The 19,716-nt window shown below is 63.9% G+C and carries 12 protein-coding genes and 2 tRNA genes; 6 read left to right on the top strand and 8 right to left on the bottom strand.

Features of this window, described 5'->3' with window-relative positions; genetic code table 11:
• Positions 1 to 243: 243 nt before the first annotated feature.
• Positions 244 to 4,260, bottom strand: coding sequence for a bifunctional nitrate reductase/sulfite reductase flavoprotein subunit alpha (locus tag QQ992_RS06600; RefSeq protein ID WP_286112681.1), 4,017 nt, complete (start codon positions 4,258 to 4,260; stop codon positions 244 to 246).
• 321 nt (positions 4,261 to 4,581) lie between these two features.
• Between QQ992_RS06600 and map the strand changes: the two genes are divergently transcribed.
• Positions 4,582 to 5,373 carry a type I methionyl aminopeptidase gene (gene map, locus QQ992_RS06595; RefSeq protein ID WP_286112680.1) on the top strand — a complete coding sequence of 264 codons (792 nt, stop codon included), beginning with the start codon at positions 4,582 to 4,584 and terminating at the stop codon, positions 5,371 to 5,373.
• A gap of 87 nt (positions 5,374 to 5,460) precedes the next feature.
• On the opposite strand, the gene QQ992_RS06590 is transcribed toward map, so the two are convergent.
• Positions 5,461 to 5,537, bottom strand: a tRNA-Asp gene (locus QQ992_RS06590).
• 13 nt (positions 5,538 to 5,550) lie between these two features.
• A tRNA-Val gene (locus QQ992_RS06585) sits at positions 5,551 to 5,626 on the bottom strand.
• 215 nt (positions 5,627 to 5,841) lie between these two features.
• On the opposite strand from QQ992_RS06585, the gene rdgC reads away from it, so the two are divergent.
• From rdgC to sugE, 3 genes are all read left to right on the top strand, one after another.
• The gene (gene rdgC, locus QQ992_RS06580; RefSeq protein WP_016715497.1) at positions 5,842 to 6,762 is read left to right on the top strand and encodes a recombination-associated protein RdgC; all 921 of its coding nucleotides are present in this window, start codon (positions 5,842 to 5,844) and stop codon (positions 6,760 to 6,762) included.
• 132 nt (positions 6,763 to 6,894) lie between these two features.
• Complete coding sequence (locus QQ992_RS06575; protein ID WP_286112678.1) at positions 6,895 to 7,860, top strand: bile acid:sodium symporter family protein; 966 nt, start codon at positions 6,895 to 6,897, stop codon at positions 7,858 to 7,860.
• Positions 7,861 to 7,976: 116 nt separating this feature from the next.
• Complete coding sequence (gene sugE, locus QQ992_RS06570) at positions 7,977 to 8,294, top strand: quaternary ammonium compound efflux SMR transporter SugE (protein WP_012270979.1); 318 nt, start codon at positions 7,977 to 7,979, stop codon at positions 8,292 to 8,294.
• Between the two features lie 8 nt (positions 8,295 to 8,302).
• Here sugE and QQ992_RS06565 read toward each other — a convergent pair whose 3' ends face one another.
• The 4 genes from QQ992_RS06565 to QQ992_RS06550 form a co-directional block, all read right to left on the bottom strand.
• A complete protein-coding gene (locus QQ992_RS06565; RefSeq protein WP_119371030.1) occupies positions 8,303 to 10,180 on the bottom strand; it encodes a 1-acyl-sn-glycerol-3-phosphate acyltransferase in 1,878 nt (625 codons plus the stop codon).
• A 131-nt stretch (positions 10,181 to 10,311) separates the two neighbouring features.
• A complete protein-coding gene (locus QQ992_RS06560; protein ID WP_286112677.1) occupies positions 10,312 to 11,145 on the bottom strand; it encodes an amidohydrolase family protein in 834 nt (277 codons plus the stop codon).
• A 24-nt stretch (positions 11,146 to 11,169) separates the two neighbouring features.
• Positions 11,170 to 12,444 carry an MFS transporter gene (locus QQ992_RS06555; RefSeq protein ID WP_105945936.1) on the bottom strand — a complete coding sequence of 425 codons (1,275 nt, stop codon included), beginning with the start codon at positions 12,442 to 12,444 and terminating at the stop codon, positions 11,170 to 11,172.
• A 97-nt stretch (positions 12,445 to 12,541) separates the two neighbouring features.
• Positions 12,542 to 13,273 (bottom strand): GntR family transcriptional regulator, encoded by a 732-nt coding sequence (locus tag QQ992_RS06550; RefSeq protein ID WP_028698690.1) that lies wholly within the window; start codon positions 13,271 to 13,273, stop codon positions 12,542 to 12,544.
• Positions 13,274 to 13,426: 153 nt separating this feature from the next.
• On the opposite strand from QQ992_RS06550, the gene QQ992_RS06545 reads away from it, so the two are divergent.
• Together QQ992_RS06545 and QQ992_RS06540 are read left to right on the top strand one after the other, a co-directional pair.
• Positions 13,427 to 14,602: an MFS transporter gene (locus QQ992_RS06545; protein ID WP_105945934.1), complete on the top strand. Its 1,176-nt coding sequence runs from the start codon at positions 13,427 to 13,429 to the stop codon at positions 14,600 to 14,602.
• Between the two features lie 125 nt (positions 14,603 to 14,727).
• Positions 14,728 to 18,201: a PAS domain-containing hybrid sensor histidine kinase/response regulator gene (locus QQ992_RS06540; RefSeq protein WP_286112676.1), complete on the top strand. Its 3,474-nt coding sequence runs from the start codon at positions 14,728 to 14,730 to the stop codon at positions 18,199 to 18,201.
• On the opposite strand, the gene QQ992_RS06535 is transcribed toward QQ992_RS06540, so the two are convergent.
• A complete protein-coding gene (locus tag QQ992_RS06535) occupies positions 18,173 to 19,543 on the bottom strand; it encodes a DNA recombination protein RmuC (RefSeq protein ID WP_164525269.1) in 1,371 nt (456 codons plus the stop codon). The genes QQ992_RS06540 and QQ992_RS06535 overlap by 29 nt on opposite strands.
• Between the last annotated feature and the right edge of the window lie 173 nt (positions 19,544 to 19,716).

Below are 19,716 nucleotides of genomic sequence, written 5' to 3'. Positions count from 1 at the left end.
TTCATCACGGTAGGTGGCCCGGGTTGATCGCCGTTGATCAGTGGGCTTTGTTGTAGCTTGGGTAAAGCAGGGAGTGTGCCAACGCGGTTTCCTGCACTGGCCCTATCGCCGGCAAGCCAGCTCCCACAAAGCCCTCCACAGATTTAGAGGGCAGTGAAGAACCTGTGGGAGCTGGCTTGCCGGCGATAGGGCCAGCACAACAAATGCACATTCCAAGTGCATACTCCCCAACTTGGGGCACATTCAATACACATCCCGCCGATACCGCTTGGCCTTGCTCAAGGCCTCCATGTAGGCATCCGCATCCACGCCCCCATGCTCGGCAATGATTTCACGCAACGCCGCATCCACATCCTTGGCCATGCGCTGGGCATCACCACACACGTAGAAGTACGCCCCCGCCTCCAGCCACTGCCACAGTTGCGCACCCTGTTCGAGCATGCGCTGCTGCACATAGATCTTCTCGGCCTGGTCACGGGAAAACGCGGTATCCAGCCGCAGATGGCCGCTTGCCTGCCAAGCCTGCAACTGCTCCTGGTAGTAGAAATCGGTAGCCGCGTACTGCTCGCCAAAGAACAGCCAGTTGCCCCCTTTCGCGCCCCGCGCTTCTCGCTCCTCCAGAAACGCACGAAACGGTGCAATGCCAGTCCCAGGGCCAACCATGATCACCGGCACACTGTCATCCTCGGGCAGCCGGAAGTGCTTCGACACCTGCGGGAAGATGGCCACGTTCAGCGCCTGGGCACGGTCGGCCAGAAAGCTGGAACACACACCTTTACGCTCGCCATAGCGCACGGTGGAAACGGTCAGGTGCACCTGGCCCGGGTGTGCCAGCGGGCTGGAGCTGATCGAGTAGAGCCGTGGCTGCAACGGTTTGAGCAAGTCGAGCCAACGGGCCAGCGGCAGTTGCTGGGGGAAGGCGCGCAACACATCGACCAACTGCCGGCCCCACAGCCAGTCCTGCAGCTCGGCTTTGCATTCGGGCTGCAGCAGGCGCTGCAGGTCCGGGGCAGCACCCGCGAAGGCCTGGAGTTGCTGCGCAGTGACCTTGGCGATTTCCAGGTGTGCTTGCAGGGCTTCGGCCAGTGACATCACGGGATGGCCTTTGAGCTCGACCTTGGTCTGGCCATCGAGCTGCATCAACGCCAGCAACTCATCGACCAGCGCGGGGCAATTGCGCGGCCACACGCCCAGGGCATCACCGGCTGCATAGCTGAAGCCGCTGCCGCTCAAGTCGAAGACCAGCTGACGGGTTTCCTTGCTGGCACCGGGGCCGTTGAGCAGGCGGTTTTCCAGCAACGTAGCAGCCCAGGGTTGCTGCTTGCTGTAGGCCGCCACGGGTGCGGGCTCGCCTCCTGGTTGCGGTGCGGGGGCGCTGCCCAGGGTGGGGAGCAACGCGTCGAGCCAGCCCGCGAAGGTTTCATCAAAGTCCGGCTCGCAGTCCACCCGTTGCAGCAGGCGCCGCCCGCCCAGTTCCGCCAGGCGCTGGTCGAGCTTGCGGCCGAACCCGCAGAACTGGTCATAGCTGGAGTCACCCAGGGCCAGCACGGCATAGGGCAGCTCGGCACAACAGGCGCCCTCCTCGCCCTGCAAGTCCCGCCAGAATGCCCCAGCGCTGTCTGGCGCCTCACCATCGCCAAAGGTGCTGGCGATCAGCAGTACACTGGCGGCGCCCTGCAACTGCCGTGGGCTGACCGCTTCCATGCAACTGAGCTGCACGTCCAGGCCGGCACCGCGCAGGCGTTCGGCACAGCGCTCGGCAAGCAGCTCACCATTGCCAGTCTGCGAGGCCCACAGCACCTGGTGCCGTGGCGCCGCCAACGCTACAACAGGCAGTGCTGCGGGCTGGGCGAACAGCCCGGCCAACAGGCCGTCGACGAACAGCCGCCGGTTGGCCGCCAGCGGTGCATTGGCCGGCAAACCGGGCACGCCTTCGGCACGGCTTTGGTCCAGGCCCAGCAGGAAACCTTGCAGGTAATGGCGTTCTTCTTCGGCCAGCACCGGGGCCGGCAAGGTGTCCAGGCCAAGCAGGCGAGACAGGGTGGCGGTCGGCATACGAGCAGGCTCCGGGTTGGCAGTGTTCAGCTCAAGGGTATCGATGCGTTCACCTGCGACCCGCTCCAGGGCCACGGCGCAGTGTTTGAACGCGGGTTGCAGCGACAGCGGGTCAACCGCATCGCAGGTGACGGCATTGATTGCCAGTTGCTCGCCGACCACATCGTTCCAATGGAAGGGTGCGAAGCAGTTGCCTGGCATGACCCGGTCGCTGATGCGTGCGGGTAGCACGGCCTGGCCACGGCGCGACCGAATGGCCACCTGGTCTTTCTCGGCAACGCCCAGCCTGGCGGCGTCTTCGGGGTGAATTTCGACGAAAGGGCCGGGCTCCAGCTTGTTCAATGCCGGCACCTTGCCGGTCTTGGTCAGGGTGTGCCACTGGTGCTGCACACGGCCGGTATTCAGCACCATGGGGTAGTCGTCATTCGGCAACTCCGGTGCCGGCAACCAAGGCCGGGCGAAGAAACGGGCTTTGCCACTGGCGGTGGGGAAGGCCAACGCCGAGCGCTGGCCCTGGGCATCGTGCAGCAGCACCTGGCTGCTGCCGTCATTCAGGTAGCGCAACGGGCTGCGGTCGCTGTCACGGCCAGGCGCGCAAGGCCACTGGCGCGGTTGCTCACGCAGTTCGGCATAACCGATGCCGCGCAGGTCGTACCCGGTGGCAGGGTTATGGAAGCGACGGACTTCCTCGTACACCGCTTCGGCATCGGCGTAATCGAAGGCGTCGGCATAACCCATGGCGCACGCCACGCGGGCAATGATCTGCCAGTCCGGCAGGCTCTGCCCTGGCGGCTCGACGGCGCGCGGCATCAGGGTAAGGTTGCGCTCGCTGTTGATCATCACGCCCTCGCCTTCGGCCCACAGCGCGGCCGGTAGCAGAATGTCGGCGTAGCGATTGGTTTCGGTGTCGAGGAAAGCGTCCTGAGTAATCACCAGCTCAGCCTGATGCAGGCCGTCGATCACTTGCTGGCGGTTGGCGACACTGGCCACCGGGTTGCTGCAGATGATCCAGCAAGCCTTCACTTCACCGGCCTTCATCTGTTCGAACAGTGCCACCGTGCCCTCGCCGCCTTCGCGGCGCAGGCTGCCAGGTGCCAGTTGCCATTGCTGTTCGACAAAGGCACGGTCGGCTTCCACCAGCGCCGAGCGCTGGCCTGGCAAGCCGGGCCCCATGTAGCCCATCTCACGGCCGCCCATGGCGTTGGGCTGACCGGTCAGCGAGAACGGCCCGCTGCCGGGGCGGCAGATGGCGCCGGTGGCCAGGTGCAGGTTACAGATCGCATTGGTGTGCCAGGTGCCATGGATGCTCTGGTTCAAGCCCATGGTCCAGCAGCTCATCCAGTTGCTGGCACCGCCGATCCATTCGGCGGCCTTGATGATGTCGGCCTCGGCCAGCCCGGTGATGGCAGCCACGCGCTCGGGGCTGTAGTCGTCGAGGAAGGCTGGCAGTTCATCCCAGCCTTCGGTGTGGCAGGCAATGAAGTCAGGGTTGGTATGGCCGTTGCGATGTAGCAGGTGCAGCAAGCCGTTGAGCAAGGCCATGTCGCTGCCGGGGCGTACCTGCAGGAACAGGTCGGCCTTGTCGGCGGTGGCGCTGCGCCGTGGGTCGACCACAATCAGCTTCGCACCGGCCTTGACCCGGTCGAGCATGCGCAGAAACAGGATCGGGTGGCAGTCGGCCATGTTGGCGCCAATCACCAGGAACACGTCGGCGTGTTCGAAATCCTGGTAGCTGCCGGGTGGGCCATCGGCACCAAGCGACAGCTTGTAGCCACTGCCGGCGCTGGCCATGCACAGGCGCGAATTGGACTCGATGTGGCGGGTGCGGATAAAGCCCTTGGCCAGTTTGTTGGCCAGGTACTGGGCTTCCAGCGACATCTGCCCGGACACGTACAGCGCCACGGCGTCGTTGCCATGCTGATCGATGATGCCGCGCAGGCGTGCAGCTGTTTCGGCGATGGCCTGGTCAATGCCGGTGCGCACCGGTTGCTGGTTTCGCTGCTGCCGTACATAGGCGTCTTCCATGCGCCCGGCAGCGGTCAGCGGCAGGTGCGCAGTGAGGCCCTTGGTGCACAGGCGGCCGAAGTTGCTGGGGTGTTGCTTGTCGCCGCTGACCTTGCTGACCTTGCCGTCGGCAACGCTCATGACGATGCCGCAGCCGACGCCACAATAGGGGCAAACGCTGCGTACTTCGCTCTTGGCCATGGGCGGGCTCCTGTGGGGAACGCAAAAAGGCGCCGGCTGCCCCGGCTTGCTGATGCAAGCGAGGGGCAACACGGCGCCTTTGTCGTGAGGTTTTGTGGGCGGTCGACGTTGATGGCCCTGGATGAGGAGTAAGTCAGCAATTAATGGGCCAGCTGTACCGGCCCTTTCGCGGGCACGCCCGCTCCCACAGGGATATCACAAGGCCTGGGGGCGGTGCCGTACCTGTGGGAGCGGGCGTGCCCGCGAAGAGGCCGACACAGGTTTCGCACCACGCGGTGGCAACCCGAGGACACCTGGCGCTATGCTGGGGCACATTCCAGCATGAGCAACCGCCCTCTCCCCATGTCCCAAGTGATCCTCAAGACCCCCGCCCAACTCGACCTGATGCGCCGCGCCGGCCAACTGCTGGCCCAAGTGTTCGCCGAACTCGACAGTTTCATCCGCCCCGGCATCACGACGATGCAAATCAACGACCGCGCCGAGGCATTCATTGTCGGCACACTCAAAGCCCGGCCTGCGAGCAAGGGCCAGTACGGCTTCCCCTATTCGCTGAATACCTCGGTGGACCATGTGGTGTGCCACGGCATACCCAAGGTCGATGAAGTGTTGAAGGAAGGCTCGATCATCAACGTCGACATCACCCTGGAGCAAGGCGGCTACATCGCCGACTCGTCGAAGATGTACTGCATCGGGAAAATCAGCGATGAAGCCCGGCGCCTGGTCGATACGACCTACGATGCGCTGTGGAAAGGCATCGAACAGGTCCGCCCCGGGGCCACGCTCGGCGATATCGGCCATGCCATCCAGGCCCATGCCGAAGCAGCGGGCTACAGCGTGGTGCGCGAATATTGCGGGCACGGCATTGGCCAGCAGATGCATGAAGCACCGGAAGTGCTGCACATCGGCCAGCGTGGCATGGGTATGAAGCTCAAGCCGGGAATGGTGTTTACCATCGAGCCGATGATCAACCAGGGTGGCCGTGGCACACGAGCGCTGAAGGATGGCTGGACGGTGATTACGCGTGACCACACCCTGTCGGCGCAGTGGGAGCATACGGTAGCGGTGACTGAAGAAGGGGTTGAGGTGCTGACGCTGCGGGAAGAAGAACACTGACACCTGAAATTCAGGCACAAAAAAAGCGACCCTAAGGTCGCTTTCTTTGTTACTTCCGGGTGTTCAGTGGGCCCTGGAAGTGGAATATGGCGCAGCGGACGGGACTCGAACCCGCGACCCCCGGCGTGACAGGCCGGTATTCTAACCGACTGAACTACCGCTGCGCTATACATCGAGTGGTGGGTGATGACGGGATCGAACCGCCGACCCTCTGCTTGTAAGGCAGATGCTCTCCCGGCTGAGCTAATCACCCTTCGTCTCGGTGTGGCGCGCATTCTACGGACGACCCTGCACCCTGGCAAGCACTTTTTAAACTTTTTTCAAAAAAAACTTCATGCCTTTCAAAGACCTAGCGTTGCCGGGTGTTTCTTTGAGGCAGAAGCCGCTGCTGGCCCTGTGACAGGGCTGGTCTCAGATCACCACACGGAGAATAATGCCCGCCTTATGCATTAAGGAGAGTTGCCCCTCATGTGGTTCAAGAACCTGCTGACCTACCGCCTGACCCAGGAAGTCCCGTTCGAGCCTGAAGCGCTGGAAGCCGCCCTGGCCAGCAAGCCGGCCCGCCCCTGCGCCAGCCAGGAGCTGACCACCTATGGTTTCGTCGCGCCGTTCGGCAAAGGCGAAGACGCTCCCCTGGTGCATGTCAGCGGCGAGTACCTGCTGATTGCCGCGCGCAAGGAAGAACGCATCCTGCCGAGCAGCGTGGTCAACGACGCGGTCAAGGAAAAGGTCGAAGAGATCGAGACCGAGCAGATGCGCAAGGTCTATAAAAAGGAGCGCGACCAGATCAAGGACGAGATCATCCAGGCCTTCCTGCCGCGCGCGTTCATCCGCCGCTCGATGATCTTCGCTGCCATTGCCCCGCGCCAGGGCGTCATCCTGGTGAACTCGGCCAGCGCCAAGCGTGCCGAAGACCTGCTGTCGACCCTGCGTGAAGTGATGGGCTCGCTGCCGGTGCGCCCGGCCACGGTGAAAATTGCACCGGTTGCCACCATGACCGACTGGGTCAAGTCGCAACAGGCCGCCGAAGGCTTCTATGTGCTGGACGAGTGCGAGCTGCGCGACACCGCCGAAGACGGCGGCATCGTGCGCTGCAAACGCCAGGACCTGACCGGCGAGGAAATCCAGCTGCACCTGAGCACCGGCAAAGTGGTGACCCAGCTGGCCCTGGCCTGGCAGGACAAGCTGTCGTTCATCCTGGACGACAAGATGGTGATCAAGCGCCTGAAGTTCGAAGAGCTGCTGCAGGAGCAGGCCGAGCAGGATGGTGGTGATGAGGCGGCGCAGCAGTTCGATGCCAGCTTCCAGCTGATGATGATGACCTTTGCCGAGTTCCTGCCGGTGCTGTTCGAAGCGCTGGGTGGGGAGGAGATTCCGCAAGGGGTCTAAAGGCAGCTGCAAGCTTCTAGCAGCAAGCCATAAGAACAATCAAAAGCAGTAGTGCGGTGCCAGACGCGGCACCGTACTGCTTTCACTTGCAGCTTGAAGCTTGCTACTTGAAGCTGAAACCGGAGGTTTCCCATGCGTGCCCTCGCCGCCCTCAGCCGCTTCGTCGGCAATACCTTCGCCCTGTGGGTGCTGGTGTTTGCCGTGCTGGCCTTCCTGCAACCGCAATGGTTCATCGCCCTCAAGGTCGCTATCGTGCCGCTGCTGGGCCTGGTGATGTTCGGCATGGGGCTCACCCTCAAGCTCGACGACTTCGCCGCCCTCGCCCGCCAGCCTTGGCGGGTGATGCTGGGGGTGGTCGCGCACTTCGTGATCATGCCGGGCATGGCCTGGCTGCTGTGTCAGCTGTTCCACCTGCCACCGGAAATTGCCGTGGGCGTGATTCTGGTCGGCTGCTGCCCGAGTGGTACGGCGTCGAACGTGATGGTGTGGCTGTCCCGTGGGGACCTGGCGCTGGCGGTGGCGATTGCTGCTGTGACCACGCTGCTGGCCCCGTTACTGACGCCGGCGCTGATCTGGTTCCTGGCCTCGGCCTGGTTGCCGGTGTCCTTCATGGACATGTTCTGGTCGATCCTGCAGCTGGTCATGCTGCCAATCGTGCTCGGCGTGCTGGCTCAGCGCTTGCTCGGCGCGCGGGTGCAGGCAGCGGTGCAAGTATTGCCGCTGGTATCGGTGGTGAGCATCGTGATGATCGTGTGCGCCGTGGTAGCGGCCAGCCAGGCGAAAATCGCCGAATCCGGGCTGCTGATCATGGCCGTGGTGATGCTGCACAACAGCTTCGGCTATTTGTTGGGGTACCTGACCGGCAAGCTGTGCAAGCTGCCGCTGGCCCAGCGCAAGTCGCTGGCGCTGGAGGTAGGCATGCAGAACTCCGGGCTGGGGGCTGCATTGGCAGCGGCGCACTTCTCGCCGTTGGCGGCAGTGCCGAGTGCGTTGTTTAGCGTGTGGCATAACATTTCAGGGGCGTTGCTATCGACCTGGTTCCGGCGGATGGGTGAGCCTGCGGTAGAAGCTGAAGAAGTGGAGCCCGCCAGGCATTGATGTTGCCTGGAAGGCCACACATGTGCACTATATTGCCCACTGTGAGGACGACCTCACGACGCACCGCGTGACCATTCCGGGGACGGCCCCATCATTCAAACGATGGAGACACACCTATGTCCTGGATTATCCTGTTCTTCGCCGGCCTGTTCGAGGTCGGCTGGGCCGTTGGCCTGAAATACACCGACGGCTTCAGCAAGCCGATTCCCACCGTGCTTACCGTTGGCGCCATGGTCATCAGCCTGGGCCTGCTGGGCCTGGCCATGAAAGAGCTGCCGCTTGGCACCGCCTATGCCATCTGGACCGGCGTGGGTGCCGTTGGCACGGTGATCGCCGGCATCATCCTGTTCGGCGAATCCATGGCCCTGGTACGGCTGGTCAGCGTGGCGCTGATCGTCTGCGGCCTGGTCGGCCTCAAAGTCAGCGCCAGCTAACCCTCCCCCTAACGCAGGTTGCCGCGCAAGCGGCTGACCTGCTCGCGCAATGCTTCTGGCTGCGCTGCCTCCACCGGGATGGCGGCGCCAGCCACGATGGTCACCCGCGACCACAGGCGCTTGAAAAAGCCCTTGGCCGGGTCGCGGCTGAAGAAGCTGCCCCACAGCCCCTGCAAGGCCAGCGGAATCACCGGCACCGGCGTTTCCTCGAGGATGCGATTGACACCGCCCTTGAACACATCGATCTCGCCATCGCCGGTCAGCTTGCCTTCCGGGAAAATACACACCAGCTCGCCGTCGGCCAGGTACTCGGCAATGCGCGCGAAGGCCCGCTCATAGGTGGCCAGGTCTTCGTTACGCCCGGCAATCGGGATGGCGCCCGCGGTGCGGAACACGAAGTTGAGCACCGGCAGGTTGTAGATCTTGTAGTACATGACAAAGCGGATCGGCCGGCGGATCGCCCCGCCCAACAGCAGCGCATCGACGAACGACACGTGGTTGCACACCAGCAGCGCCGCACCTTCATCGGGAATGCGCTCCAGGTCGCGATGCTGCACGCGGTACATCGAATGGCTGAGCAGCCAGATCAGGAAACGCATGGTGAACTCGGGCACGATCCTGAAGATGTAGGCGTTGACCGCGATGTTGAGCAGCGACACCACCAGGAACAGCTGCGGGATGGTGAAACCCGCCAGGCCCAGCAGGATGATGGTGAGCACCGCCGACACCACCATGAACAAAGCATTGAGGATGTTGTTGGCCGCGATCACTCGCGCGCGCTGGTCCTCGGCCGTGCGGGCCTGGATCAGCGCATACAGCGGCACGATGTAGAAGCCGCCGAACACGCCCAGGCCAACGATCGACAGCAGGATCCACCAGGCCTGCCCCATGCCCAGCAGCGTCAGCCAGTCGTGCGGGACCGCTGCAGCCGGCACATCGCCGGAGTGCCACCACCACAGCAGGCCGAACAGGGTCAGGCCGAACGAGCCGAACGGCACCAGGCCGATTTCCACTTTGCGCCCGCTCAGCCGCTCACACAGCAGCGAACCGAGGGCAATGCCCACCGAGAACAGTGTCAGCACCAGAGTGACCACCGTGCCGTCACCGTGCAGCCAGTCCTTGGCGTAGGCCGGGATCTGCGTGAGGTAGATGGCCCCGACGAACCAGAACCACGAGTTGCCGACGATCGAACGCGACACGGCCGGCGGCTGGCCCAGGCCCATGCGCAGGATCGCCCACGACTGCTTGAAGATGTTCCAGTCCAGCGGCATGTTCGGCGAAGCGGCAGCGGCCCGCGGGATCCAGCGGCTGGCCAGGTAGCCGAGCACAGCGGTGCCGACCACGCCACCCGCCACCACCGTGGCATAGCTGTCGGCCGACATCATCACCCCGGCGCCGATAGTGCCGGCGAGAATGGCCAGAAAGGTGCCGGTTTCCACCAGCCCGTTGCCGCCCACCAGCTCTTCTTCGCGCAGGGCCTGCGGCAGGATCGAGTACTTCACCGGGCCGAACAGCGCCGAGTGAGTGCCCATGCCAAACAGGGCCACCAGCATCAGCGTCAGGTGGTTGGTGATAAAGCCCAGCGCACCGATCGCCATGATCACGATCTCGGCCAGCTTGATCGCACGGATCAACGCGTCCTTGGCGAACTTCTCACCAAACTGCCCACCCAGTGCCGAGAACAGGAAGAACGGCAGGATGAACAGCAAGGCGCACAGGTTGACCCAGATCGAACGGTCACCGTCGCCCAGGCTGAGCTTGAACAGGATCGCCAGGATCAGCGACTGCTTGAACAGGTTGTCGTTGAAGGCACCCAGTGACTGAGTGATGAAAAACGGCAGGAAACGCCGCTTGCCGAGCAAGGTGAATTGCGAGGAGTGACTCATCGTCCTTGGTCCTGAGGGCTTTTCAATTGGAGGCGCGCCGGGCGCGTCAGGCCACAAATCTGCATGGGAAATGCGTGCACTGGCAAGCACCTTCACGCCCACAATGACCAGGTCGCCTCAGAAACAGCCCATCATTCGAAACCGAACAACGCTCGCGCCGTATCAACCAACAGCGCCCGACGCAACTCCGCCGAACACCCCAAGGCCTCAAACTGTTCCAAAGCCGTGCTGAAACCCACCGCCGACTCATGCTGGGTATGCGGCCAGTCACTGCCCCACATCAGCCGCTCGGCGCCGTAATGCGCTTCCAGTGCGCACAGCGCCTGCCGGGCGAAGGCAAGGTTCTGTTCCGGCGAGCCTTCCAACCGATAAATACCCGATACCTTCACCCATACCTTGCCCCGCCCACCCAGGGTCAGTAACTCGGCAAACCCTGGTTGGCCCAGGCCACGGCGGGCATCAGGCCGGCCGAAATGATCGACCACGATGTCCAGCCCATACGGCTCAAGCGCCCGCACCAGTGCCGGAATGTCCGCCACGTGGCGATGCAGCTCCAGGTGCCAGCCCTGCTCGCCAATGCGTTCCAGCAAGGGCCGCCACTCGGCACCCGTGAGGTCGGGCAACGCCTGGCCCATGAGGTTCAGGCGCACGCCCCTCACGCCGAGCCGGGCCATCCCATCCAGCGTCTCACGCTCGACGTCCTGCTCCAGCATCACCACCCCGCGCAGTTGCCCCGGCACCGTTTGCAGGGCGCTGAGCAGGTAGCGGTTGTCGGTCCCCAGAAAACTGGGCTGAACCAGCACGCCGTGGCTGAAACCATGGGCCAGCAGTTGGCCCAGGTAGTCGCCCAGCGGCGCATCGTAGCTGGGCGCGTAACGCCGCTCGCTGGCCAGGTTCAGCCCGCGGCTGAATACGTGGGCGTGGGTGTCGATGGCGGTCAGGTGTAAAGCAGGAGCGTCGGGCATGGTTCTCATACAAACAAGGTGAAGTTACTTGGTGACAGCGCCGGCCATTTCCGGCGCAGGTGCAGATTCAAGGTTGCGACCACGGGTTTCCGGCAGGCAGAGGGCGGCGATCACCGCCACGCCATAGGCAATACCGGCGTCGATGCCGATGGCACTGCCCAGCGACATCGACTCACTCATGTGGCCGACCAGGAACGGAAACACCGCCGACAACACGCGGCCGAAGTTGTAGCAGAAGCCCACTCCGGCGCCGCGCACATCGGCCGGGTACAGTTCATTGAAGAACGCGCCCAGGCTGGCCGGGATACCGGCGGCGAAGAAGCCCAGCGGGAAGCCGAGGAACAGCATTTGCGTGTTGGTCAGCGGGAAGAACACATAAGCCTGTACGGTCAGCACACAGCACAGGGCAAACAGCAGAATGTTCTTGCGCCGACCGATGCGGTCGATCAACAGGCCACTGACCACGCAACCGCACCAGAACGCCAGGATGATCACCGCCAGATAGCCGCCCGAGTTCAGTACCGAGAGGTTGCGCTCAGTCTTGAGGAAGGTCGGCAGCCAGGTCATCACTGCGTGGTAGCCACCGTGGGCACCCAGGCCGAGCAAACCGCCGAGCAGGGTCACACGCAGCAGTTCCGGGCGGAAGATGCCAGCCATCGATTGCAGGAAGCTGGCGGGGATGGCCTTTTCTTTTTGCAGGCGCTGGAAGCTGTCCGGCTCTGGCACGTTACGGCGTACCCAGATGATCAGCAGCGATGGCAACAGGCCGACGAAGAACATCACCCGCCAGGCGAATTCCTGCGGCACCAGCGAGTAGATCAGCGTGAACAGCGCCACCGCCAGGCCCCAACCCACGGCCCAGGCGCTTTGCACCGTGCCCATGACCTTGCCACGGTATTTCGGGTTGATGGTTTCGGCCATCAGCACCGCGCCAGCCGCCCATTCACCGCCAATGCCGAAACCTTGCATGGCCTTGACGAACAGCAGCGGGTAGAAGCCGGTGACAAACGCCGAAAGGAAGGTGAAGAAGGAGAACCAGAGAATCATCCATTGCAAGGTACGCACGCGGCCGTAACGGTCGGACAAAGTGCCACCCAGCCAGCCGCCAATCGCCGAGGTCACCAGGGTCAGGCCGCTGATCAGGCCGGCATCGCCCTTGGTCAGGGAGAAGGCAGCGATCAGCGCGGGGATGGCCAGGCCGAACATCTGCACTTCCAGCGCATCGAGCGACCAACCGCCGAAGCAGGCCCAGAACGTCTTGCGTTCCCGTGAGGTGATCTGGCGATACCAGCTGAACATGATTGTTATCCTTCTTGGTCGTGTGTGTTACGGGCAGGCGAAGCCACTGCGCCGTGGCAGCACGGCGCAGACGGGTAAAACGGGTGAAGCGGCCGGCTTAGCGGATATCGATGCGGTAGCGGAAGTGCTGCGCATGGCCGCGCGAGCGGCGCCATTCCAGGGGCTTGCCGGCGTAGTCACGGGCCAGACGCTCGATCACCACCACCGGGCTGTCGGCCGGCAGTTGCAGCAAGCGGCCATGCACTGCGTCGACCGCTTCGGCGGTCAGGGTCTCTTCGGCGTAGGCGACCACCTGGCCGCACAGTGCTTCATAGATCGGGTACAGCAGCGGCCCCTTGCTGTTCAGCTCCACGTCCAGCAATGGCTGGAAGGTCTGGCGCGGCAGCCAGATTTCTTCGGCCAGGACGGGCTGGGCACCCAGCAGACGGGTACGAATGATACGGATCACCTCGGCACCCACCGCCAGGCCCAAGGCCTCGGCCACCGCCGATGGCGCTGCGAGCGGCTCGATGGACAGGATGCGGCTTTCTGGCACCACACGCTCGCCATTGGCAGCCTCGAAACGGAAGAAGCGGAACAGCGAAGACTGGAACTGCGGGCGGCGGATGAAGGTGCCGCGACCCTGCTGGCGTTCCAGCACGCCTTCGGCGACCAGCACATCGACGGCCTTGCGCACTGTGCCGACCGACATGTCGAATTCGGTGGCCAGGGCCGCTTCGGTCGGGATCGCCTCGCCTGGGCGCCAGCGGTTATTGGCAATCTGCTCGACCATGTGGTCGCGCAATTGTTGGTAGCGGGGCAGTCGAGCATCACCGGTCAATGGGTGCATGGGTCTCGCTCTCGTCTTGTTATCTAAACATATATATGAATTTTGCGAGAGTATTAGCCGTGGTTGCTGGGCTGTCAATCCTCCGCCTGTCGCCAGACACAGTGCCTGGCTTATGCTTGTGGCCGGGAAAACCAGAACAACAAGGACGTGGCAATGCTCGCCGCCATCAAACGCTACCCGCACACCGTACGCCTGTTGCTGTTGACCACCTTCACCCTCACCGTCGCCCGTGCCCTCACCCTGCCCTACCTGGTGGTGTACCTCGCCGACAACTTCCAGTTGCCGATAAGCCAGATCGGCTTGCTGATCGGTGGCGCGCTGATCATCGCCTCGCTGCTGAGCCTGTATGGCGGCCACTTGGTCGACACCTTGCGCAACCACACCCTGGTCAGCGCCAGCACCCTGTTGTTCGCCCTGGCCTTTGTCGGCGCGGTCGCCAGCCGTTCAGCGTTGCTGTTCTTCCTGTGCCTGGTACTGATCAACCTGGCCCTCGCGGTGGTCGACATCGCCGCCAAGGCCGGCTTTTGCGCCCTGCTGCCGGTAGAAGAACGGGCCGAGGTGTTCGCCATCAAGTACACCCTGAGCAACGTTGGTTACGCTGCCGGCCCTTTACTGGGCGTGGCCATGCTGGAACTGAACGACCACATGCCATTCATCGCCTCTGCCCTGCTTGGCTTGGCCATGTGCCTGGCCTATTGGCGCCTGGGCGACCGCAGCCTGCAGGCAAGTGCAGACAAGCCTGCGGCGGGTTTCGGCCAAGTGGCGCTGGGGCTGGCGCGTGACCGCCGGCTGGTGTGCTTCACGTTGGGCGGGGTGTTGAGTGCGGTGGTGTTTGGCCAGTTCACGGCCTACCTGTCGCAGTACCTGGTCGTCACCAGCAGCCCGACCGAGGCGGCGCGCCTGGTGGGCTATCTGGTGACCACCAACGCCGTAACGGTGATTGCCCTGCAGTACCTGATTGGCCGGCGTATCAGCCGCCAGCGCCTGATGCCCTGGTTGCTGGCCGGCATGGCCCTGTTCATCGCCGGGCTGCTGGGCTTTGCGTCGGCAGGCTCGGTGCTGGCCTGGTGCCTGGCGATGCTGGTGTTCACCCTGGGCGAAATCATCGTGATCCCCGCCGAGTACATGTTCATCGACCTGATTGCGCCGGAGCACTTGCGCGGGGTGTATTACGGCGCGCAGAACCTGTCCAACCTTGGCGCAGCACTGGGGCCGGTGATGGTGGGGTTTGCCCTGGTACACCTGTGGCCAGGGGCGATCTTCTACCTGTTGGTATTGTCGGTGATACTGGCGGGGGTGTTTTACGGGTTGGGTACCCGAAAAGATTGATGTGTTGTTTCAGGTCAATCGCGAGCAAGCTCACGCCTACAACCATCGTCTGCGCTGACGAAGCGGCACCTGCGTGCCAGACTGATTGATCGGGACCGCGTTATCTTTTTTGCTTCGGAGTCTTCATGTCGTTGTCCAGCGGGCTGATCGCCGTGGTCGCCCTGGCCTATATGGCCGTCATGTTCGCCATCGCCTTCTATGGCGACCGCCGCAGCACGCCGTTGCCGCCGAAACTGCGTGCCTGGGTGTACAGCCTGTCGCTGGCCGTGTATTGCACCAGCTGGACCTTCTTCGGTGCGGTCGGCCAGGCCGCCGAACAGCTCTGGGCGTTCCTGCCGATCTACCTGGGTCCGGTGCTGCTGCTGATCTTCGCGCCCTGGGTACTGCAAAAGATGGTGCTGATCAGCAAGCAGCAGAACATCACCTCGATCGCCGACTTCATCGCCGCCCGCTATGGCAAGTCGCAGACGCTGGCGGTCGTGGTGGCGCTGATCTGCCTGGTCGGTGTGCTGCCGTACATCGCCTTGCAGCTCAAAGGCATCGTGCTGGGTGTGAACCTGCTGATCGGCGCCAACGCCGATGCCACCGGCACCCGCGTGCAGGACACCGCACTGGTGGTGTCGCTGGTGCTGGCGCTGTTCGCCATCGTGTTCGGTACCCGCAGCCTGGACGTGACCGAGCACCACCGTGGCATGGTGCTGGCGATTGCCTTCGAGTCACTGATCAAGCTGCTGGCCTTCCTCGCGGTGGGCATTTTCGTCGTCTTCAACTTGTATGACGGTTTCGACGACCTGTTCAGCCAGGCCCGCCAGTCGATCCACTTGCAGGACTATTGGCAAGAAACCATCAACTGGCCGTCAATGGTGGTGCAAACCGCCGTGGCGATGATGGCGATCATCTGCCTGCCGCGGCAGTTCCATGTCACCGTGGTAGAGAACATCGAGCCCCAGGACATGCGCCTGGCCCGCTGGGTATTCCCGATGTACCTGGCGCTGGCCGCGCTGTTCGTGGTGCCGATTGCCCTTGCCGGGCAGATGCTGCTGCCGGGCACGGTGATTTCCGACTCGTTCGTCATCAGCCTGCCACTGGCCGAGGCGCACCCGAGCCTGGCCCTGTTGGCGTTCATTGGCGGCGCCTCGGCGGCCACCGGCATGGTCATCGTCGAAGCCGTGGCACTGTCGACCATGGTGTCCAACGACATGCTGCTGCCCTGGCTGCTGCGCCGCAACAACGCCGAGCGGCCGTTCGAAGCGTTCCGCCACTGGATGCTCTCAGTGCGCCGGGTAACCATCGTGGTGATCCTGTTGCTGGCCTACGTCAGCTACCGCTTGCTGGGGTCCACCGCGAGCCTTGCGACCATCGGCCAGATCGCCTTCGCCGCCGTGACCCAGCTCACCCCGGCCATGCTTGGCGCGCTGTACTGGAAGCAGGCCAACCGCCGCGGCGTGTTCGCCGGCCTGGCCGCGGGTATCTTCCTGTGGTTCTACACCCTGGTGCTGCCGATCACGGCGCACAGCCTCGGCTGGTCGCTGCAACTGTTCCCGGGGCTGGCGTGGCTGCACGGCAACCCGCTGGACCTGCCAATCAGCCCGCTGACTCAGGGCGTGGTGTTGTCACTGGCGGGCAACTTCACCCTGTTTGCCTGGGTCTCGGTGCTTTCGCGCACGCGGGTGTCCGAGCACTGGCAGGCCGGCCGCTTCATTGGCCAGCAAACCGCGCGGCCCAGCAGCAAACCGCTGCTGGCGGTGCAGATCGACGACCTGCTGACCCTCGCCTCGCGCTTTGTGGGTGAGGAGCGTGCGCGCCAGAGCTTCATCCGCTTCGCCTACCGCCAGGGCAAGGGCTTCAACCCCAACCAGAACGCCGACGGCGACTGGATCGAGCACACCGAACGCCTGCTGGCCGGGGTACTGGGCACCTCGTCGACCCGCGCCGTGGTCAAGGCCGCCATCGAAGGCCGCGACATGCAGCTGGAAGATGTGGTGCGCATCGCCGACGAAGCCAGCGAAGTGCTGCAGTTCAACCGCGCCCTGCTGCAAGGCGCCATCGAGAACATCAACCAGGGCATCAGCGTGGTCGACCAGAACCTGCACCTGGTGGCCTGGAACCGGCGCTACCTGGAGCTGTTCAACTACCCCGACGGCCTGATCAGCGTGGGCCGGCCCATTGCCGACATCATCCGCTACAACGCCGAGCGCGGTCTGTGCGGCCCGGGCGAAGCACAGGTGCATGTGGCGCGGCGCCTGCACTGGATGCGCCAGGGCCGCGCGCATTCCTCCGAACGGCTGTTCCCCAATGGCCGGGTGATCGAGCTGATCGGCAACCCGATGCCAGGCGGCGGTTTCGTCATGAGTTTCACCGACATCACCCCGTTCCGCGAGGCCGAGCAGGCCCTGCGCGACGCCAACGAAGGCCTGGAGCAACGGGTGGCAGAGCGCACCCAAGAGCTGTCGCAGCTCAACCAGGCGCTCTCGGAAGCCAAGAGCCATGCCGAAGCGGTGAGCCAGTCCAAGACCCGCTTCCTGGCGGCGGTCAGCCATGACCTGATGCAGCCGCTGAACGCCGCCCGGCTGTTCTCCGCCGCCTTGTCGCAGCAGGCCGAGGGCATGAACGAAGAGGCCCAGCAGCTGGTGCAGCACATGGACAGCTCGCTGCGCTCGGCCGAAGAGCTGATCAGCGACCTGCTGGACATCTCACGCCTGGAAAACGGCAAGATCACCCCGGACGCCAAGCCCTTTGCCCTCAACGAACTGTTCGACACCCTGGGGGCAGAATTCAAGGTACTGGCGGCCGAGAAAGGCCTGGAGTTCCGCCTGCGTGGCAGCCGCCTGCGGGTGGACAGCGACATGAAGCTGCTGCGCCGGGTACTGCAGAACTTCCTCACCAATGCCCTGCGCTATGGCAAGAGCCCGATCCTGCTGGGTGCGCGCCGCCAGGGCGAACGCCTGTGGCTGGAAGTGTGGGACCGGGGGCCGGGCATTGCCGACGACAAGCTGCAGGTGATCTTCCAGGAGTTCAAACGCCTGGACAGCCACCAGACCCGCGCCGAAAAAGGCCTGGGCCTGGGCCTGGCGATTGCCGACGGCCTGTGCCGGGTGCTGGGGCACCCGCTGGAAGTACGCTCATGGCCGGGCAAAGGCACGGTGTTCCGGGTCTGCGTGCCGATTGCCCGCCAGCCCGCACCGGCGCCGAGCGCCCCGGTGGAACAGGGTGGCCAACCGCTGGCCGGGCTGCAGGTGCTGTGCGTGGACAACGAAGACAGCATCCTGATCGGCATGAACAGCCTGCTCAGCCGATGGGGTTGCCAGGTATGGACCGCGCGTAACCAGGCCGAATGCGAGGCCCTGCTGGCCAAGGGCATGCGCCCGCACCTGGCATTGGTGGACTACCACCTGGATGACGGCGAGACCGGCATCGGGCTGATGGGCTGGCTACGCGCGCGCCTGGGTGAACCGGTACCGGGGGTGGTGATCAGTGCCGACGGCAGCAAGGAAACCATCGCCATGGTGCATGCTTCAGGCCTGGACTACCTGGCCAAGCCGGTCAAGCCGGCGGCCCTGCGCGCCATGCTCAACCGCCATCTGAGCCTGGTTCAGTAACCGCTGCATCCGGCACCTCGTCGGACAGCGCCCGTTCCAGCAAGTCTGCCGGCAGGCTCTTGCTGGCACGGGCGCCCAGCAGTTTCAGCTGTTCGCTGCGGCTGACCAGGTTGCCGCGCCCTTCGCACAATTTGTTGCGGGCAGCGGCATAGGCCTTGTCCACCTGCTGCAGGCGGCTGCCCAGCTCGTCCAGGTCCTGGATGAACAACACGAACTTGTCGTACAGCCAACCGGCGCGCTCGGCAATTTCGCGGGCGTTCTGGCCTTGGCGCTCCTGTTTCCACAGGCTGTCGATCACCCGTAGGGTCGCCAGCAAGGTGGTGGGGCTGACAATCACGATCTGCCGGTCGAATGCTTCCTGGAACAGGTTGGGCTCAGCCTGCAAGGCTGCCGAGAAGGCTGCCTCGATGGGCACGAACAGCAGCACGAAATCCAGGCTGTGCAGGCCTTCGAGGCGATTGTAATCCTTGCTCGACAGGCCTTTGACGTGGCTGCGCAGCGACTGCACGTGCTGCTTGAGCGCGGCCTCGTCGTTGCCGGCGACGAACTGCTGGTACGCCGTGAGGCTGACTTTGGCGTCCACCACCACCTGCTTGTCGCCGGGCAGCATGATCAGCACATCGGGCTGGAAACGCTCGCCGTCGGCACTTTTCAGGCTGACCTGGGTCTGGTACTCGCGGCCCTTTTCCAGGCCCGCATGCTCCAGCACCCGCTCAAGAATCAGCTCACCCCAGTTGCCTTGGGTTTTCTGGCCCTTCAAGGCCTGAGTGAGGTTGGTGGCCTCGTCCGACAAGCGCAGGTTGAGCTGTTGCAGGCGCTCCAGCTCCTTGCCTAGCGAGAAGCGCTCGCGGGCCTCTTGCTGGTAGCTTTCTTCCACGCGCTTTTCGAAGGCATGAATACGCTCCTTGAGCGGGTCGAGCAACTGGCCCAGATGCTGCTGGCTGGTCTGGGCGAAGCGCTGCTCGCGCTCGTCGAAGATCTTGGTGGCCATGTCGGCGAACTGGGCGCGCAGGGTATCGCGAGCTTCCTGCAGGTCTTCGAGGCGTTGCTGATGGCTTTCCTGCTGCTCGCGCAGCTCGGCCTCCAGGCGTGCGGTCTGGGCCTCCAGGCGGCGCAGTTCGGCCTCCCGGTTGGCGCGCTCCAGGCTCCAGGCGTGGGCGGCATCGCGGGCATTGTCGCGGTCGACTTGCAACAGTTCCAGCTCACGGCCCTGGGCGGCCAACTGGGTCTGTTTGACGGTGTTGGCTTCGCTGAGATCGCTGACTTCGTCGCGGCTCGCCTCCAACTGCGCTTGCAGGCCAGCCTGGGCCAGCTGGGCAGCGTTGAGGCGTTCTTCAAGCAACGCCTGCTCACCTTGCCGCGCGCCCTGGCGGCGCTGCACCTGCATGACCCACCCCAGGCAGGGTAACGCGCCTGCTACCAAGCCCAGCAGAATGCTGGCCAGATCCACTGTCATGCTTACCCCGAACGATCCTGGATGATTGATGCGCAGCTTATCAGCCCGGCGGGCGTGTT

The organism is Pseudomonas kurunegalensis (assembly GCF_030291635.1).
In the GTDB taxonomy this organism is placed as follows: Bacteria; Pseudomonadota; Gammaproteobacteria; order Pseudomonadales; family Pseudomonadaceae; genus Aquipseudomonas; species Aquipseudomonas monteilii.
This window is presented reverse-complemented; position numbering and strand designations above follow the sequence as displayed.

Bases quoted from the DNA above. Each gene is read 5' to 3' on its own strand.
- QQ992_RS06600 (WP_286112681.1), bottom strand. From the start codon at position 4,260: ATGGCCAAGAGCGAAGTACGCAGCGTTTGCCCCTATTGTGGCGTCGGC.
- map (WP_286112680.1), top strand. From the start codon at position 4,582: ATGAGCAACCGCCCTCTCCCCATGTCCCAAGTGATCCTCAAGACCCCC.
- rdgC (WP_016715497.1), top strand. From the start codon at position 5,842: ATGTGGTTCAAGAACCTGCTGACCTACCGCCTGACCCAGGAAGTCCCG.
- QQ992_RS06575 (WP_286112678.1), top strand. From the start codon at position 6,895: ATGCGTGCCCTCGCCGCCCTCAGCCGCTTCGTCGGCAATACCTTCGCC.
- sugE (WP_012270979.1), top strand. From the start codon at position 7,977: ATGTCCTGGATTATCCTGTTCTTCGCCGGCCTGTTCGAGGTCGGCTGG.
- QQ992_RS06565 (WP_119371030.1), bottom strand. From the start codon at position 10,180: ATGAGTCACTCCTCGCAATTCACCTTGCTCGGCAAGCGGCGTTTCCTG.
- QQ992_RS06560 (WP_286112677.1), bottom strand. From the start codon at position 11,145: ATGCCCGACGCTCCTGCTTTACACCTGACCGCCATCGACACCCACGCC.
- QQ992_RS06555 (WP_105945936.1), bottom strand. From the start codon at position 12,444: ATGTTCAGCTGGTATCGCCAGATCACCTCACGGGAACGCAAGACGTTC.
- QQ992_RS06550 (WP_028698690.1), bottom strand. From the start codon at position 13,273: ATGCACCCATTGACCGGTGATGCTCGACTGCCCCGCTACCAACAATTG.
- QQ992_RS06545 (WP_105945934.1), top strand. From the start codon at position 13,427: ATGCTCGCCGCCATCAAACGCTACCCGCACACCGTACGCCTGTTGCTG.
- QQ992_RS06540 (WP_286112676.1), top strand. From the start codon at position 14,728: ATGTCGTTGTCCAGCGGGCTGATCGCCGTGGTCGCCCTGGCCTATATG.